This is a genomic window from Thioalkalivibrio sp. ALRh (assembly GCF_000381425.1).
Taxonomy (GTDB): Bacteria; Pseudomonadota; Gammaproteobacteria; order Ectothiorhodospirales; family Ectothiorhodospiraceae; genus Thioalkalivibrio.
Map to the genome: position 1 here is coordinate 198,551 of NZ_KB906519.1, position 14,110 is coordinate 212,660.

15 protein-coding genes are annotated in these 14,110 nt (G+C 68.5%); all 15 read right to left on the bottom strand.

What is annotated here, in order from left to right; translation table 11 throughout:
* Positions 1-26: 26 nt before the first annotated feature.
* Positions 27-1,751, bottom strand: coding sequence for a complex I subunit 5 family protein (locus tag F791_RS0100965; RefSeq protein WP_019592045.1), 1,725 nt, complete (start codon positions 1,749-1,751; stop codon positions 27-29).
* Entirely contained in the window at positions 1,748-3,271 is a 1,524-nt protein-coding gene (locus tag F791_RS0100970; protein WP_018139081.1) for a complex I subunit 5 family protein, read from the bottom strand. The genes F791_RS0100965 and F791_RS0100970 overlap by 4 nt, the downstream gene beginning before the upstream one ends.
* Complete coding sequence (locus F791_RS0100975) at positions 3,268-4,752, bottom strand: complex I subunit 5 family protein (protein WP_018174512.1); 1,485 nt, start codon at positions 4,750-4,752, stop codon at positions 3,268-3,270. Before F791_RS0100975 ends, F791_RS0100970 begins: the two co-directional genes overlap by 4 nt.
* A complete protein-coding gene (locus F791_RS0100980) occupies positions 4,749-5,150 on the bottom strand; it encodes a cation:proton antiporter subunit C (RefSeq protein WP_018139079.1) in 402 nt (133 codons plus the stop codon). Before F791_RS0100980 ends, F791_RS0100975 begins: the two co-directional genes overlap by 4 nt.
* 19 nt (positions 5,151-5,169) lie before the next feature.
* Positions 5,170-6,165, bottom strand: a complete 996-nt coding sequence (locus F791_RS0100985) for a hydrogenase subunit MbhD domain-containing protein (protein WP_018993568.1) — start codon at positions 6,163-6,165, stop codon at positions 5,170-5,172.
* A complete protein-coding gene (locus F791_RS0100990) occupies positions 6,162-6,458 on the bottom strand; it encodes a monovalent cation/H(+) antiporter subunit G (RefSeq protein ID WP_018139077.1) in 297 nt (98 codons plus the stop codon). The genes F791_RS0100985 and F791_RS0100990 overlap by 4 nt, the downstream gene beginning before the upstream one ends.
* Positions 6,448-6,765, bottom strand: coding sequence for a monovalent cation/H+ antiporter complex subunit F (locus F791_RS0100995; protein ID WP_018993567.1), 318 nt, complete (start codon positions 6,763-6,765; stop codon positions 6,448-6,450). The genes F791_RS0100990 and F791_RS0100995 overlap by 11 nt, the downstream gene beginning before the upstream one ends.
* The gene (locus tag F791_RS0101000; protein ID WP_018993566.1) at positions 6,762-7,316 is read right to left on the bottom strand and encodes a Na+/H+ antiporter subunit E; all 555 of its coding nucleotides are present in this window, start codon (positions 7,314-7,316) and stop codon (positions 6,762-6,764) included. The genes F791_RS0100995 and F791_RS0101000 overlap by 4 nt, the downstream gene beginning before the upstream one ends.
* Before the next feature lie 34 nt (positions 7,317-7,350).
* Entirely contained in the window at positions 7,351-7,881 is a 531-nt protein-coding gene (locus F791_RS0101005; RefSeq protein ID WP_018993565.1) for an invasion-associated locus B family protein, read from the bottom strand.
* Positions 7,882-7,995: 114 nt separating this feature from the next.
* Positions 7,996-9,507, bottom strand: coding sequence for a glycosyltransferase family 39 protein (locus F791_RS0101010; protein WP_019592046.1), 1,512 nt, complete (start codon positions 9,505-9,507; stop codon positions 7,996-7,998).
* Complete coding sequence (locus F791_RS0101015; RefSeq protein WP_018137681.1) at positions 9,504-10,157, bottom strand: HAD family hydrolase; 654 nt, start codon at positions 10,155-10,157, stop codon at positions 9,504-9,506. Before F791_RS0101015 ends, F791_RS0101010 begins: the two co-directional genes overlap by 4 nt.
* A complete protein-coding gene (locus F791_RS0101020; protein ID WP_019592047.1) occupies positions 10,157-10,921 on the bottom strand; it encodes an SDR family oxidoreductase in 765 nt (254 codons plus the stop codon). The genes F791_RS0101015 and F791_RS0101020 overlap by 1 nt, the downstream gene beginning before the upstream one ends.
* Positions 10,918-12,216 carry an FAD-binding oxidoreductase gene (locus tag F791_RS0101025; RefSeq protein ID WP_019592048.1) on the bottom strand — a complete coding sequence of 433 codons (1,299 nt, stop codon included), beginning with the start codon at positions 12,214-12,216 and terminating at the stop codon, positions 10,918-10,920. Before F791_RS0101025 ends, F791_RS0101020 begins: the two co-directional genes overlap by 4 nt.
* The gene (locus F791_RS0101030; protein WP_018993560.1) at positions 12,213-13,184 is read right to left on the bottom strand and encodes a lysylphosphatidylglycerol synthase transmembrane domain-containing protein; all 972 of its coding nucleotides are present in this window, start codon (positions 13,182-13,184) and stop codon (positions 12,213-12,215) included. The genes F791_RS0101025 and F791_RS0101030 overlap by 4 nt, the downstream gene beginning before the upstream one ends.
* Positions 13,181-14,056, bottom strand: coding sequence for a decaprenyl-phosphate phosphoribosyltransferase (locus F791_RS0101035; RefSeq protein WP_012982422.1), 876 nt, complete (start codon positions 14,054-14,056; stop codon positions 13,181-13,183). Before F791_RS0101035 ends, F791_RS0101030 begins: the two co-directional genes overlap by 4 nt.
* Positions 14,057-14,110 lie beyond the last annotated feature (54 nt).

Sequence of the window (14,110 nt, forward strand, 5' to 3'; positions counted from 1 at the left end):
TCGGGTCGGCCTTTTTTGTGTGTGTCTCAACCGGCCCAGAGGGTCAGGTACAGACCCAGCATCGCGGCGGCGAACAGCAGGCCGATGGTCTCCCAGCGGGTGAGTACACGCTCGGCCAGTTCCAGCCGTTCACGAAGCCGGTAGCGTACCCAGCGCAGGCGCGCCGGGTGGCGCCCGACGCCGATCAATGCAGGGCGGCGGTGCCACAGGCGCTGGCTGGTGTGCGCGAGCCACTCCAGGGGCACGACGAGATCGCCCTCCTGGAGCCACGGCCGATCGCGATCCCGAGCCCATCGCCAGGCCAGCAGCCCCAGGACCAGGCCGACACCAATTGGCCAGACAAGGCTCAGACTCGTCAGGACGACCCAGGCGGAAACCTGCTCCGGTGGGGCGACTGCCACCCCCAGCAGGGGGAAGACCAGCGACATCGCCGCCAGGCCGCCCCAGGCCCACCAGCGGCGCGAGTCCGCGCGCGGGGGCGTCTGGGTGTCTTGCTGTGTCTGATACCAGCGCCAGAGAAAGCGCAGCATCAGGAGCGTTGTGCCGGCGGCCGCCAGGGTCAGGGCGAACTCCGTATGAGCCATCCAGCCGGCCAGATCGGCGTCGTACAGCGGTTCCTTCAGGGTGTTCTTGGCCAGCGCGCCGCTGGTCATCGGCATCCCGGCCAGGGCGAGTGCTGGCAGCACCGCGAACAGGAAAAAGGCCAGGCGGCCTGTGCCACCCGCGGGGCGCTGCGCGGTCATCCCGGCGGCCAGGAACAGCGCACCCTTGGCAAAGCCGTGGTGCACGGCGTAGAGCGTAACGGCCATCAGCAGCCAGGCCCGCAGGTCAGGCAGGGCGAGTGCCAGCCCGACCCCGGCCGTCATCAGCCCCATCTGGCTGATGCTGGAGTACGCGAGGATGGTCTTGGGACGCGACTGCAGAACCCCGGCGAGTGCGGCGAGGAAGGCTGCCGACAGACCCAGGAGCACGAGGGTCTCGCCGAGCAGCACATGGCCGGTCTCATCCAGTGGCAATACCCGCAGCCAGCCCAGCAGGCCGGCCTTGATCATCGCCCCCGACAGCACGGCGCTGGCCGCGACTGGTGCGGCCGGGTGGGCCAGCGGCAGCCAGAAATGCAGTGGAAGCATCCCGGCCTTGATGCCAAACCCGAGCACCAGCAACGCAAGGCCCCAGCCTTCGGGGCGCGCCTCGGCGATCGCGGTCAGCCGCGTATCGCCACCCGCCTGGTGAATCGCCATGACGAGGCCGGAAAACAGCAGGATTTCGCCGACGACCGCCAGGATCAGATAGATGCGTCCGGCGCGCCAGGCCTCCGCTGTATTGGAGTGCACCACCAGGCCATAGGCCGCCAGGCTCATCAGGGAGAAGAACAGATAAAAGCTCAGGGCGTCCTGGGCGAGGATCAGGCCCAGGTTCCCGGAGAGCGCCAGCAGCCAGAACGCGTAGAAGCGGTGACGCAGCGGGTCATCCTGGCGATCGCTCAGCGCAAACAGGCCGGCCGCCAGCCACAGCCCAGAGGTCAACGCCAGAAAGGCCTGTCCCAGAGGGTCGAGCCCCAGCAGTGTGTTGAGCATCAGCCAGTCCAGGGCGGCGGGCTCGATATCGCCCCCGAAGGCCGCACCTCCAAGGCCCGGCAATGCCGCCCACGGGACCCAACGGTTGAAGCGGGTCCTGTGCGGCCGCAGGCCGATCAGTACCGCGAGCAGCAGCGGGACCAGGGGGATCGCGAGCCAGATCAGGGCGTTCATGGCGCGAACCCCGGGATCGAATAGTCGCGTTCCACGATCAGGGTCACCCAGTCGAGCGGGCTCAGGCTCATCCCGGCCAGCAGCCCGCCGAGCAGGCTCAGGGCCGCGACGAACATCGTGGGGACGAGCAGCATCCAGTGGGTCTCGAAGCGTGTGGGGCCGCTATGTTCGACCATACGCTCGTGCCAGGACGTGCGTCGCTCGCCCAGCCAGCCGCGGATCACCGGCGGCAGGAAATACGCTGCATTGAGCAGGCTGCTGACGATCAGCACGGCCAGTACCCAGTGGAACTGGGCCTCCAGCGCCCCCAGGCCCAGATGCCACTTGGTGACGAAGCCCGCGAGCGGCGGCAGCCCGATCATGCCCAGGGCGCCCAGGGTAAAGGCCAGCATGGTCAACGGCATGCGCCGGCCCACGCCGTCCAGCTCGCTGATCTTGTGGATGCCGAGTGTCTCGGCAAAGTTGCCGGCACAAAAGAACAGCGTGATCTTGGTGATCCCCTGATGCACCAGATGCACAAGCCCGCCGATGACCCCCAGCGGCCCGGCCAGCGCGACACCCAGCACGATGTACGAGACCTGGCTGACGGTAGAAAAGGCCAGCCGCTGCTTCAGGTCGTCCGTGCGCAGGGCCTGGATCGAGCCGTACAGGATGGTGATCGCGGCGACCACTACCAGCCCTGCGGCGAGCCCGAGTTCCATCGTGACCTCGGCGCCATAGACGTCGTTCACCACCCGCACAATCCCGAAGGCCCCGGCCTTGACCACGGCGACCGCGTGCAGCAGGGCACTAACAGGGGCGGGCGCGACCATCGCGATCGGCAGCCAGGAGTGCAGCGGCACCAAAGCCGCCTTGACCCCGAACCCGATCATCAACATCACGAACAGGACCTTGAGCGTGGTCTCGTGCGTGGTCGCGAGTTCGCCGAGGTAGCCGCCCGGCACGAAGGATTCGGCACCGGCCAGAAGCGTCAGCCAGACGATCGCGGTGAACAGCACCAGCCCGCTGGTCAGGGTGTAGGCCAGATACAGGCGTCCGGCGCGCAGGGCGGCGGGTGTGCCGCGGTGCACCACCAGCGGCCAGGTGGCCAGCGTCAGCAGCTCGTAGAAGATCAGCAGCGTGATCAGGTTGCCCGACAGCGCGATCCCGACCGTGGCGCTGACACAAAGGGAAAAGAAGCCAAAAAAACGGCTCCGACGTGGCGAACCTTCCAGATAGCCGATGGCGTACACGGTGGTGACGAACCACAGCACTGCTGAGAGGGTGGCGAACAGCAGGGACAGGGCGTCCGCCGCGAGTACGAAGTCGATCCCCGGCAGCAGCGGGATGCTGAGCTGATATTCATCGCCGCGCAGGACGCCCAGCAGCAGCCAGCCGACCAGTACCAGCTTGGTCCCGGCCCCGCCGAGATTCAGCAGGGTCCGCAGGCCATAGCGCCGTTCGGGCAGGAAGAAGATCGCCAGGCCCGGGCCCAGCGAACTCATCAGGATGGCGAGGAGCAGCCAGCCGCCGTCGGTCATGGTGCCCCCGGGGTCAGTGTCAGGGTGTGCAGCGTCAGGGTGCCGGCGAATCCGGCGGCGGCCGCAACCACGGCCAGCCCCAGCGGCACCCAGTCCATCCACGGCGAGACGGCCTCACCGGCGTCCCGGGGCCCGCGGTGAAAGGCCGGGGCCACCATGCGCAGTACGTAGCCGGCGGCGAGCAGCCCGCCACCGGCAATCGCGATTACCCACAGCACGCCGATCAGGCTGCCCGCCAGGATCGTGGACAGCCCTGCCTCCAGCAGCAGGTATTTGGCGATGAAGCCGCCGGTGAAGGGCAGGCCCATGAGGCTGACCCCGGCCAGCCCGAGCGCAAACACGGTGCGTCCACGGGCGCGCAGGATCGCGCCCATGTCGGCCAGACGGTCATGTCCGGCCGCGTGTTGCAGCGTACCGGCGGCGAGAAAGACGGAGGCCTTGGCCAGCGCGTGGACGACGGCAAAGAACACCACGACCCTCCATGCCCCGGAGTCCACCAGCATCAGCGGGAAGGCGATCAGCAGATAGCCGAACTGGGCCACCGTGGAATAGGCAACGATGGATTTCAGACGCCCGGACCGCAGGGCCTGGGCCGAGCCCCAGACCAGCGCGGCCACGCCGAGCAGCCCCACCAGGATGCCGAACGCCGGTGTGGCCAGCGGGGCAAAGGGCCCCATCCACAGGCGCAGGATCAGGTAGAACGAGCCGGTGACTACCAGGCCCGAGAGTACGGCACTGACCGGGGCCGGGGCGGAGCCGTGTGCCGGGGCGAGCCAGACATGCAGTGGGAACAGCGCCGCCTTCAGCATCAGCCCGGCGGTCATCAGTACCGCGGCCATGCGCTCGGTGGGGCCGATCTCGGTGCGCGCCTCCAGCAGCACCAGGTCCAGTACTCCGTGCTCCCCGAACAGGAGTACAACCCCCATCAGGAAACTGAGCGAGCCGAGGATGTTGATCAGCATATAGCGCATTGCCCCGGAGACCGCGGCGGCGGTGCCGGTGAACGCCACCAGCGCCACCGCCGACAGCGACACCACCTCCAGCGAGATGTACAGGTTGAAGGCATCGCCGGACAGCAACAGCATGTTCAACCCGGCCCACAGCCATAGCCACAGGGGCCAGAACTGGCGACGTTCGATCGGGTCGTGCACGTAGCCGAGGCTGTACAGGCTGGTTGCCAGCCCCACCACGCCGGTCAGTACCAGCAAGGTCATCGACAGGCCATCCAGGTGCAGCATCACGCCCAGTGGTGCCTCCCAGCCGCCCAGCGCCACGCGCGTGGCCGCGGACTCCGGGTCGGGTCCCGCGGCCAGGAACAGGGCGCTCAGCACCACGACGGCTGCGGTCATCAGCACCGCGCCATAACCCCCAATCCGGTGCGCCTGACGGGGCCAGATCGTGGCCAGGATCGCGAGCGCCAGCGACAGGGCCACCAGGCCGCTGATCGCCAGCGGGAGCATTGCGGCGGGTGTCTCGCTCATTCGCGACGCTCCCGCTCGTACTCCGCGGAGGGGGCATGTTCCTCGCGCGAGATGTCGTCCACCGGCGCGTCATCGTCCGGCGGGCCGGGCAGCATCATCGCCTGGCCCGTGATGCGCGCCAGGCGCACGACCAGCGCGAGCGCGAATGCCGTGGCGCTAACCGCGACTACGATGCCGGTCAGTGTCAGCGCCTGCGCGACCGGGTCCGGTGGGCCCTCGCCACGGGCCGCAATGCCCAGCAGCACCATGAAGACCCCGGAACCCATGATGTTGAGCGCAAGAATCCGCAGGACCAGGTGATGGCGGCGGATCAGCCCGTACAGGCCGAGTGCGAACAGGACCGCGCCAGCCGTCGGATAGATCAGGCCCGGGGCCAGTTGCTGGGCGAGCCATTCCATCAGCGTGCGTCTCCGGCCATCAGTGATCGTCTCCGGCAGGCCGTCCGGCAATGAACAGCGCCACCAGGGTGAGCGCGATCGACAACGTGGCCGCGACCTCGATCACGATGATCAGCGGGTAGGCCCATTCGGGCGGATAGCCGAGCAGGCCCGGGCCGATGAAGAGCCCGACGACCCCGATCGCCAGGAACAGGCCCACCCCCGCGGCCAGGCCCAGACGCAGCGGCGTACTCGGCGCCATCGGCAGGTCGCGGGGCCGCGCCAGCACCAGCAGGATGCCGGCGGCGCCCAGGATGGCCCCGGCCTGGAATGCACCGCCCGGGGCATGGCTGCCCGCCCAGAGGATATACACGCCCGTGACGATCGCGACCGGCACCAGGAGCCGGAGGGTACCGGGGAGGATCGGGCCCGGCGCCGGGCGTGCCGGAAGGTGGTCGTAGCGTCCCAGCGACCAGGCCCCGAGCAGGGCGATCAGTACGATCGCCAGCTCCAGGAAGGTGTCGTAGGCGCGGAAGTTGAGCAGGACGGCGGTGATCGGGTGATCCACGCCCGAGATATCCATATGTTCGTCGACCACCGGTTCCAGACCCACGGCGTCCGGCTGGTGCCACAGGGCGGTGACCATGAGCCCGCCGACCACCAGGGCAAAGGTCAGCGCGGGGACAAAGGTCCGTCGCGGCGGCGGGGGGTCATGCAGGGCGTGCAGCAGGGCATCGGCACCGGCGGGGTCGGGTGGCTGGTCGGGACGCCCGCGCCGGCGTTCGACCGCGATGCTGCGCAACCGCTCCAGCGTGACCAGCAAGAGGGCACCGGTAATACCGGCACCAATCGCGGCCTCGGCCAGGGCGATGTCCGGGGCCTCCAGACGCACCCAGGCCAGCGCGAGTAGCAGCCCGAAGGTGATGAACAGCACCACCGCTCGGAACAGGTCGGTGCTCGCGAGGCAGCGCCAGGCGACCCCGAGGAGTCCGACCAGCAGGACCAGATCGAAGACGACGAGGAGCAGGTCGCTCATCGATCGGACTCGAATTCCCCGTGAGTCCAGGTGCGCTGCGCCACCATGTGCGCGGCCGTGGTGCCGGCCGCCAGGACCAGCACCCAGATCAGGAACAGCTTGAGGATGTCCGCCGGCCCGCCGGCCTGCAGCATCAGGCCGAGGATCACCAGCCCCAGCCCGACGTTGTCCGCCTTGGTCAGGGCGTGCAGGCGGGAGTACACATCCGGGAAGCGCAGCAGCCCGGCCGTCCCGGCCGCGAAGAACACGAGCCCGGAAAGGATCAGGATCACGGTCAGGGTGTTAGCGATCATCGTCCGGCTCCTTTTTCTGGCCGTGGCGCTGACGGATGGGGGTGCCCGACGGTTCCGGTAGGCCGTGCTGGCGGACGAACGCGACCGCGGCCACCACCGCCAGCAACGCGAAGACCAGCGCGACGTCGACCAGTGCCGGGGTCTCCAGCGTCAGTGACAGCAGCAGCAGGATGGTGACCCCGGTAGTTCCGAACAGCTGGGCGGCCAGCATGCGGTCGCCGGAGCCGGGGCCGCGCAACACGCGGATCAGGCCGAGCAGGATCGTCGCGAGCAGAAAGAGTGCGGCACCCAGATAGAAGACAGTCATTGTGTCTCCTCTGATTGCCGGCGGGGGTCTTCGAAGGCATCGTGGATACGCCGTTCGAGCTCGCGCAGCGCGACTTCGGGTTGGCTGTGGCGATCCAGCACATGCACGGTCAGCAGGCGCCCCTCGAGGCGAACGCTGAGGGTCCCCGGGAGCAGGCTGAGCACGGCCATGAAGAGGGTCAGCGGTGGTCCATGCGGGAGGTCGGCCCGGTACTCGATGAAGTCCGGCGCGATGGGCAGCTTGGGGTCCAGTGCGCGTCGGGCGATGTCGATACCGCCGAGGAAGGAAGCTCGCAGGAAATAGCCGATCAGGCCCGGTATGGCCCGGAATCGGACGGCGAGGGGGCGACCGGTGGGCAGTACGAGGCTGGCGGCCCCGGCCAGCAGAACCGCGAGCAGTGCCAGGGGTTCCAGCAGGGCATCCAGCCCGGCCAGGATCCACCACAGTACGGCGGCGGCCAGGACAGTCCAGGCTGCCCGCCGCCAGCGTGCCCGGGCGCGGTTGAGACCGGCCCGGCTCGTTGCGTCCCTGTGCTTCGCCACACGGGTCATTGTACCGGCCCGTGTGGCGCAGCCAAGCGAAGGCCTAGAGCCGCTCGCTGGCGTCGGTGAAGCCCATCAGCGAGACGTCGAAGGCCAGCGGCTGGTCGCCGTGCAGCGGCCAGAAGCCGACCGTCAGCGCACTACCGCCACGCATCGCGTTGAATTGGCTCTCGCTGAGCTCATGGCCCGCGACGCAGCCCTGCTCCACGCAGGCGATGTAGGGGGCCTCGATTTCCTCGCCATCGTCATCCACCTGCATCAGGATGCCGGGGCGCAGGTCCACGCCCAGTGGCAGCAGGATCTCGATGATGTAGCTGTCACCATCGCGGAACAGCGAGGCCTGCAGGTAGGCGCCCTGTGCCTGCTCGTCCTGGATCTGCAGCGTCTGCTGCATGCGGCAGCGCTCGCCGCCCTGGGTCTCGATGCAGGCGACCTCCCAGTCCTGGTAGGTCGTGGTCTCCGGCTCCTGCTGCTGCATCTGCTCTTCCATCTGCGGGTCGGTCTGGGCCTGGGCCAGGGTCAGGCCCGGGATGGCCAGCAGCAGCGCACCAGCGAATGCCAGGTAAGGCTTCATGTAGGGATCTCCGTCATTGCATTGGCAAACGCGTCAGCTTGAACGCGCGTTGCGGCAGGTTCAAGCGTATCGGCATGCCTGTGTGACCGTAATACCGCACCGATGTTCGCGGCGTTACTGGCTGTAGCGATCGGTGAAGTCGCAGCGGCCTTCGGGGAGCCAGGCGGGGATAGCGTAGTAGTCGGCCAGGACCTCGCTCAGGACCTGCTCGTGGTAGGCGTCATAGCGAAATCCGCGGCCCTCGGCGATCTCCCAGTCGATCCCGCGGATCGCCTGGCGGCGGACCACGACCTCGTCGAAGAAGGGTTCCAGGTCGTCGGGGTCGACCTCGCCGCGGGTCGCAACGTAGAGCAGGTTGGCGCCGTCGAGGGCGCGGAAGTCGGTCAGCAGGTCGTCCTGGCGGCCGTAGTGCGAGCCGGAGCCGAACACCCCGACGTCGCGTCCGGCGTAGTAGGCGAGTACTGCGGAGCGTGAATAGCTGCGCGTGAACACGTGCCAGTCCGGCTCGTATTCGTTCACGGCCGCGGCCACGGATTCCGGGGCGAGGTAGTAGACCGCATCGGCGTAACGGTCGTGGTTCTCGAGCCATTCCACGGGCATCAGCGCGATCATCAGGAGCACCACCGCATGTACGCCGGCCAGGAGGGCCGAGAGCCAGGCGCTGACGTTGAGCGCGCGGGTGCTCAGGAACAGGGCGGGCAGCAGCAGGAAGGGCACGAACACCGCCAGCCAGTGCAGGCCGATGCTCTTGAACGGCGCCAGCAGGGCGAACACCGCGAGCGGGATCAGCCCGGCGCTCAGGAAGACCCCGAAGCGATGTTCACGGATGCCGGGCCCCAGTACGCGGAACTCGCGGGCGATGAACCACAGCAGCCAGGGGGTGAACACATAGACCAGCATCGCCGCGTAGGCGAGCAGGTTGGTCAGGTCGATCCCGTCGCCGCCATGCCGGTTCACGATGTTGAACATCACGTTGTACCAGCAGTTGTCCCAGTTCCAGTACAGGTTCAGGGCCACCGCCGGCACCACTCCGAGGATGATCAACAGCAGTCCGCGCCAGTGGCGCGGCGCGAACAGCAGGATGTGCAGCCCCAGCGCGATCCCGAGCAGCACCGCGAAGTACTTCGACAGGAAGGCCAGCCCCAGCGCGATCCCGGCCAGCAGGAACCAGCCCGGACGCCCGGTGCGCAGCGCGTGCCAGGTCAGGCCGGTGGCCAGCAGGCCGAACAGGAGCAGCGGCGTGTCCGTGGCGGTCAGCACCGCGATGAACAGCAGCGGCATGAACAGGGCGATCAGCGAGACCAGACGCGCCCGGACCGGGTCCTGCCGGTGCCACAGTGCAAGGATCAGCAGGGCGGGGGCCATGGATACGGCGATCCCCAGTGACCGGATCGCGAGCGGGTGGTCCGAGATCGCGAGCACCAGGCTCAGCCACCAGCCGACCATCGGGGGGTGGTCGTAGTAGCCGAGATCGGGATTCTGCCCCCAGATCAGGAAGTACGCCTCGTCGCCCGTGATCGGCAGGGTCCAGGCGATCAGGATCTTGGCGGCCAGGGCGGTCAGCAGCGCCGCACCGTAGTGGCGCGCGAGCCAGGGCGCGCCGGGAGGCAGCCGATCTGCACTCATGCCGACGACGTGCCCGTCTGGACCGGCTCGAACCGGCCGCCCCGCAGCCGATAACCCGTGGTCACCATCTGCAGCATGGGCTCGTCCCCCGCGGTGTCGCCATAGGCGGCGTAGAGATCCACAGGGGTATCCGGATCGAAGCGCCCCAGCCAGCTGGCGATCGCGGCGGGCTTGGCCGCGCCCTGGCAGTTGGTTCCGTCCAGATGCCCGCTGACGCGGCCGTGCTCGTCGACCGCCAGGCGCGAGCAGATCACGTCGGCCAGGCCATGGCGCTCGGCCCAGGGCTGCAGCCACAGATCCAGCGAGGCCGAGACCAGCACGCAGGTGTCGCCGGCCGCCTGATGGTGTTGCAGGCGTTCCATGCCGGCCGGTCGCAGCAGGCGGTCCAGCACGCGATCCGCGAAGGCATGGCCCCGGGCCTGCAGATCGTCCAGGGATGCGCCGCCGATCATCCGCTGGAGCACGGCCTCCTTGGCGACCTGGTTGGCGATGCGGCCGCGCGCGAAGCCCGCCAGTGTCGGCAGGCAGCCGGGCAGGGCCGCGAGAAAGCGCGGCGTACCCAGCGCGAAGCGCAGGAACGGGAACAGGCTGTCGCGTCGGGTCAGGGTCCCGTCGAAGTCGAACAGCACGATGCGTTGCGGCGCCGTCATTACAGCTTCAGGCGTTTGAACAGGTACTCGGGGATCAGGCGGATCACGGTCATGATGCCCCACCAGATCCAGGGCAGGTAGGCGACATCGCGGCCGCGGCGCATGGCCTTGACGATCCCGCGCGCGACCGTCTCGGGCTCTGCCCACAGCGCGCCGGCGCGGTTGAAGCCCTCGGTCATCGGGGTGCGCACGAAGCCCGGCTTGATCGTGACCACATCCACGCTGCTGAAGAACAGCCGGTTGCGCAGCCCCTGGAGATAGGTGGCCAGCATGCCCTTGGCGGTGCCGTAGACGTAGTTGCTCTGACGCCCGCGGTCGCCGGCGACCGACCCGATGGCGGCGATCACGCCACGGCCGCGCTGTTCGAAGTCGGGCGCTATATGGGCCAGGAAGGCGATGGCGCTGGTGCCGTTCACATGGATTGCCTCCAGCGTGGTCGCGACCGACGCGTTGCACGCGTCCTGATCCGGCAGCGTGCCCCAGGCCAGCAGCACCGCATCGATGTTGTCGCCCAGCGCCTCCTGGGCCTGTGTCCACACGTCCGCGTGGGCGTCGACGTCCGCCAGGTCGGCCGTTGCGCCGAGGATGCGCGTGCCGGAGGCATCGTCGCCGCGTACGCGCAGATCCTGCAGCAGGGGCTCCAGCCGCTCGCCGTCGCGCGCGACCAGAAACAGTCGGGCGCCGTGCTCGGCGAGTTCGCGCGCGACGGCGGTGGCGATCGCCGAGGTGGCGCCGAGGATCACGACAGACTGCAAACGGTTCATTTGGTCACCCTGCGCCAGAAGCCGGAAGAGAATTCGGGGTCGACAAAGCTAGCGAACTCCTCCCAGCGGGGAAAGCCGCTGCGGAACAGCTCGGGTGACATGCGCGCATCCTTGGCCGGGTACAGCGCGCCGCCGGCCTCCTGCACGATGTGGTCCAGGCGCCGGAACAGGTGCTCGGTCTCGTTGCCGCGTTCGGGGAAGTCCAGCGCCAGGGTCGCCCCAGGACGGGGGAATGACAGCATGCCCGGCCCCGCGCGATCCCCGAAGCGCTTGAGCACGGCGAGGAACGAGCCCTGGCCGCTGGCGGCCACGGCGTCGAGCAACGCCTGCATGCCGTCCTTTTGCGCATGCGGGGGCAGCACGCACTGGTACTGGTAAAAGCCCTTGTACCCGTAGATGCGGTTCCAGTGGCGGATCGCGTCCAGCGGAAAAAGCCAGGGCAGGTGATGGACGGCGCGGGCGGTCGGGTGTACGGATTGGCGGTAATAGAGCTGGTTGAACAGCCGCAGGGTCACCCGGTTCACCAGTGAAACCGGCGGGTCCAGCGGTATGGCACGGCGGGGCTCCCGGTATTGGCTGCGCGCCGGTGCGGTGGTGGCGTGGCGCGCCCCGCTGTAGATGCCGCGCCCGACCTCGCCGCGCGGGCCCGGGTTCAGGCAGTCGATCCAGGCGACGGTGTAGGGCCATTCGCGCTCGGCCCGGGCGTCCAGCTCCCAGAACTCGTCCAGGCTGTCGAAGCGCTGCGACCACGCGCGCATCCAGGGCGTGCGTACGGGCACGAGCTGCAGCGTGACCGTCTCGATCAGGCCCGTCAGCCCGAGCCCGCCGACGGTCGCGGCGAACCAGTCCGGGGTGTCGTCGGGGGTCACCTCGAGGCATTCGCCGTTCGAGCGGCGCAGGGTCATGGCGCGGACGTGCTCGCCGAAGCTGCCGGCATGGTGGTGGTTCTTGCCGTGCACGTCGTTGGCCACCGCGCCCCCGAGCGTTACAAAGCGCGTGCCGGGTACCACCGGCACGAACCAGCCGCGCGGGACCGCGAAGCGCAGCAAGTCGTCCAGGGTCAGGCCGGCCTCGGCGGTAATGCGGCCCGTGTCCGGGTCGAAGGCGATGAAGCGGTCGAGGTCGCGGGTATGCAGCAGGCTCCCGCCGGGATTCAGGCAGACGTCGCCGTAGCTGCGGCCGAGGCCGTAGGCCAGCAGTGGGTGTGAAGCCCCGGGCAGGGGCTGGCCGCGCCGGTTCAGCGTGACCTCGGCGGCGTGCGCGACACGCGGGATGCGGTTCCAGCTCGTGGTCATGCCGTGGCCTCCGGTTGTTCGCGGCCGCGAGCCTCGGGGTTGGTGCCCAGGGCCATCAGGCCCAGGATGACCGCGAACCACAGGGTGGTGAAGCGGATCAGCATGGTGGCGGCGACCGCATCGGCCGCGGGCATGTCGTGCAGCAGCAACAGGCCGACCATCACGGCCTCGGTCCCGCCGAGCCCGCCGGGCAGGAAGCTCAGCGCGCCGGCCAGCATCGCCAGCGCAAACACGAATGCGGCGAAGGCGAAGCTGGCCTCGAAGCCCATCGCGTTGAGGATCCACCAGAAGGCGAGCGCCTCCGCGCTCCAGGCGACCACACTCAGAATGGTCGCCCCGGCCAGCAGGGTGGGGCGGTGGCAGCGCCGGGCCTGCAGCAGGATAGTCGCCAGGTGATGAACGGTCCGCCACAGGCGCTGGCCGGGCCGGTCCGTCCACGTCTGCAGTCGTGCGAGTGGTCGGCGCCACGACAGGATGACCAGCGCGAGCGCCACCGCACTGGCCCCGGCGAGGATCAGCCAGCCACCCTGGGCCACCAGGGTGAAGCCCAGCATCGACAGCAGCACGACCGCGATCAGATCGGACAGACGCTCGCTGACGAAGGCCGCGAAGCTGTCGGGATAGGGAACATGGCGTCGCTTCAGCAATACGCCGCGCAGGGCCTCGCCGGCCTTTCCGGGTGTGGTGGTCAGGGCAAAGCCCGCCAGGTAGATGTGGGCGCTCCTGCGCAGGGGCACGTGGTGACCCAGCCGGCGCAGATAGAGCTGCCAGCGTGTGAAACGCAGCGAGTAGTTCACCAATGAGAGCGACAGGGCCAGCAGCAGGCCCCCGATCCCCACCAGCGCGAGGGCATGCCAGACCTCGGCGGCCCCCGCCCACAGCGCAACCCCGAGATACAGCACAACGGCCGCGATGACGGATAGCATCACGGCCCGCATGCGCCAGCCGGACAGCAGGACCGCACTCATGCGAGTACGGCGATGGTGACGCCCAGCCAGACGGCAACCGTTGCGAGCAGGTGCGGGTCGGTGACCAGGTCGCGCGAGGTGTCGTTGCCGCCACCACGGGCGTGCAGCAGGAACAAGTAGCGGAAGATGCCGTAGATCACGAACGGCAGCGTGTAGATCAGTCCATCCGTGCCGTGCAGGTCGATCGTCTGTGCACTGACCGTGTAGAGCCCGTACGACAGGACTGTGCAGGCCGCGCTGATCGCGATGAACTGGTCCACCAGGCCCACGCTGTAGTCATTGAGTACGCGGCGCGGGCCTTCCCGTTCGGGAGAGCGCTCGATTGCGGTATCCGCCAGTTCCGCGCGGCGCTTGGCGAAGCCGAGAAACAGCGTGAGCATCAGGCCGCACAGCAGCAGCCACTGCGAGGGCTCGATCCCGAGCCCGAGCGTGCCGGCCAGGATGCGCAGCATGAAGCCCGCCGAGATGCTGAACACATCCAGGATGACGACATGCTTCAGCCACCAGGAGTAGGCGACGTTCAGCACGAGGTAGGCAAGCACTAGGGCGGTCACGCCGGTGCTGACCATGGCCGCCAGTACGAGGGCGACCACCACCAGTGTGGCGAAGATCGCCCAGGCCGTCCCGACCGGGATTGCCCCGCTGGCGATGGGCCGGTTGCACTTGACCGGGTGTTGGCGGTCGGCCTCGACATCGACGATGTCGTTCAGCACATACACCGCACTCGCAATCGCACAGAAGGCGATAAAGGCGACCCCCGCGGCCAGCAGCATCGCCGGTTCCCACTCGTGGGCGAATACGACGCCCAGCAGGACAAACCCGTTCTTGATGTACTGGTGCGGCCGCAGCAGTTTGATCAGTGGCTGAAGCATCGAGGGGTTCCGGGGCATTTGCTCTGGGAAACACGGACCAACGCGAGTGGGTAC

What these genes read in the sequence shown, in the direction of transcription:
- F791_RS0100990 (WP_018139077.1), bottom strand. Translation starts at nt 6,458, where the DNA reads ATGATCGCTAACACCCTGACCGTGATCCTGATCCTTTCCGGGCTCGTG.
- F791_RS0101025 (WP_019592048.1), bottom strand. Translation starts at nt 12,216, where the DNA reads ATGACCACGAGCTGGAACCGCATCCCGCGTGTCGCGCACGCCGCCGAG.
- F791_RS0101015 (WP_018137681.1), bottom strand. Translation starts at nt 10,157, where the DNA reads ATGACGGCGCCGCAACGCATCGTGCTGTTCGACTTCGACGGGACCCTG.
- F791_RS0101020 (WP_019592047.1), bottom strand. Translation starts at nt 10,921, where the DNA reads ATGAACCGTTTGCAGTCTGTCGTGATCCTCGGCGCCACCTCGGCGATC.
- F791_RS0100980 (WP_018139079.1), bottom strand. Translation starts at nt 5,150, where the DNA reads ATGGAATGGCTCGCCCAGCAACTGGCCCCGGGCCTGATCTATCCGACG.
- F791_RS0100965 (WP_019592045.1), bottom strand. Translation starts at nt 1,751, where the DNA reads ATGAACGCCCTGATCTGGCTCGCGATCCCCCTGGTCCCGCTGCTGCTC.
- F791_RS0101000 (WP_018993566.1), bottom strand. Translation starts at nt 7,316, where the DNA reads ATGACCCGTGTGGCGAAGCACAGGGACGCAACGAGCCGGGCCGGTCTC.
- F791_RS0101005 (WP_018993565.1), bottom strand. Translation starts at nt 7,881, where the DNA reads ATGAAGCCTTACCTGGCATTCGCTGGTGCGCTGCTGCTGGCCATCCCG.
- F791_RS0101030 (WP_018993560.1), bottom strand. Translation starts at nt 13,184, where the DNA reads ATGAGTGCGGTCCTGCTGTCCGGCTGGCGCATGCGGGCCGTGATGCTA.
- F791_RS0100985 (WP_018993568.1), bottom strand. Translation starts at nt 6,165, where the DNA reads ATGAGCGACCTGCTCCTCGTCGTCTTCGATCTGGTCCTGCTGGTCGGA.
- F791_RS0101010 (WP_019592046.1), bottom strand. Translation starts at nt 9,507, where the DNA reads ATGAGTGCAGATCGGCTGCCTCCCGGCGCGCCCTGGCTCGCGCGCCAC.
- F791_RS0100995 (WP_018993567.1), bottom strand. Translation starts at nt 6,765, where the DNA reads ATGACTGTCTTCTATCTGGGTGCCGCACTCTTTCTGCTCGCGACGATC.
- F791_RS0100975 (WP_018174512.1), bottom strand. Translation starts at nt 4,752, where the DNA reads ATGAGCGAGACACCCGCCGCAATGCTCCCGCTGGCGATCAGCGGCCTG.
- F791_RS0101035 (WP_012982422.1), bottom strand. Translation starts at nt 14,056, where the DNA reads ATGCTTCAGCCACTGATCAAACTGCTGCGGCCGCACCAGTACATCAAG.
- F791_RS0100970 (WP_018139081.1), bottom strand. Translation starts at nt 3,271, where the DNA reads ATGACCGACGGCGGCTGGCTGCTCCTCGCCATCCTGATGAGTTCGCTG.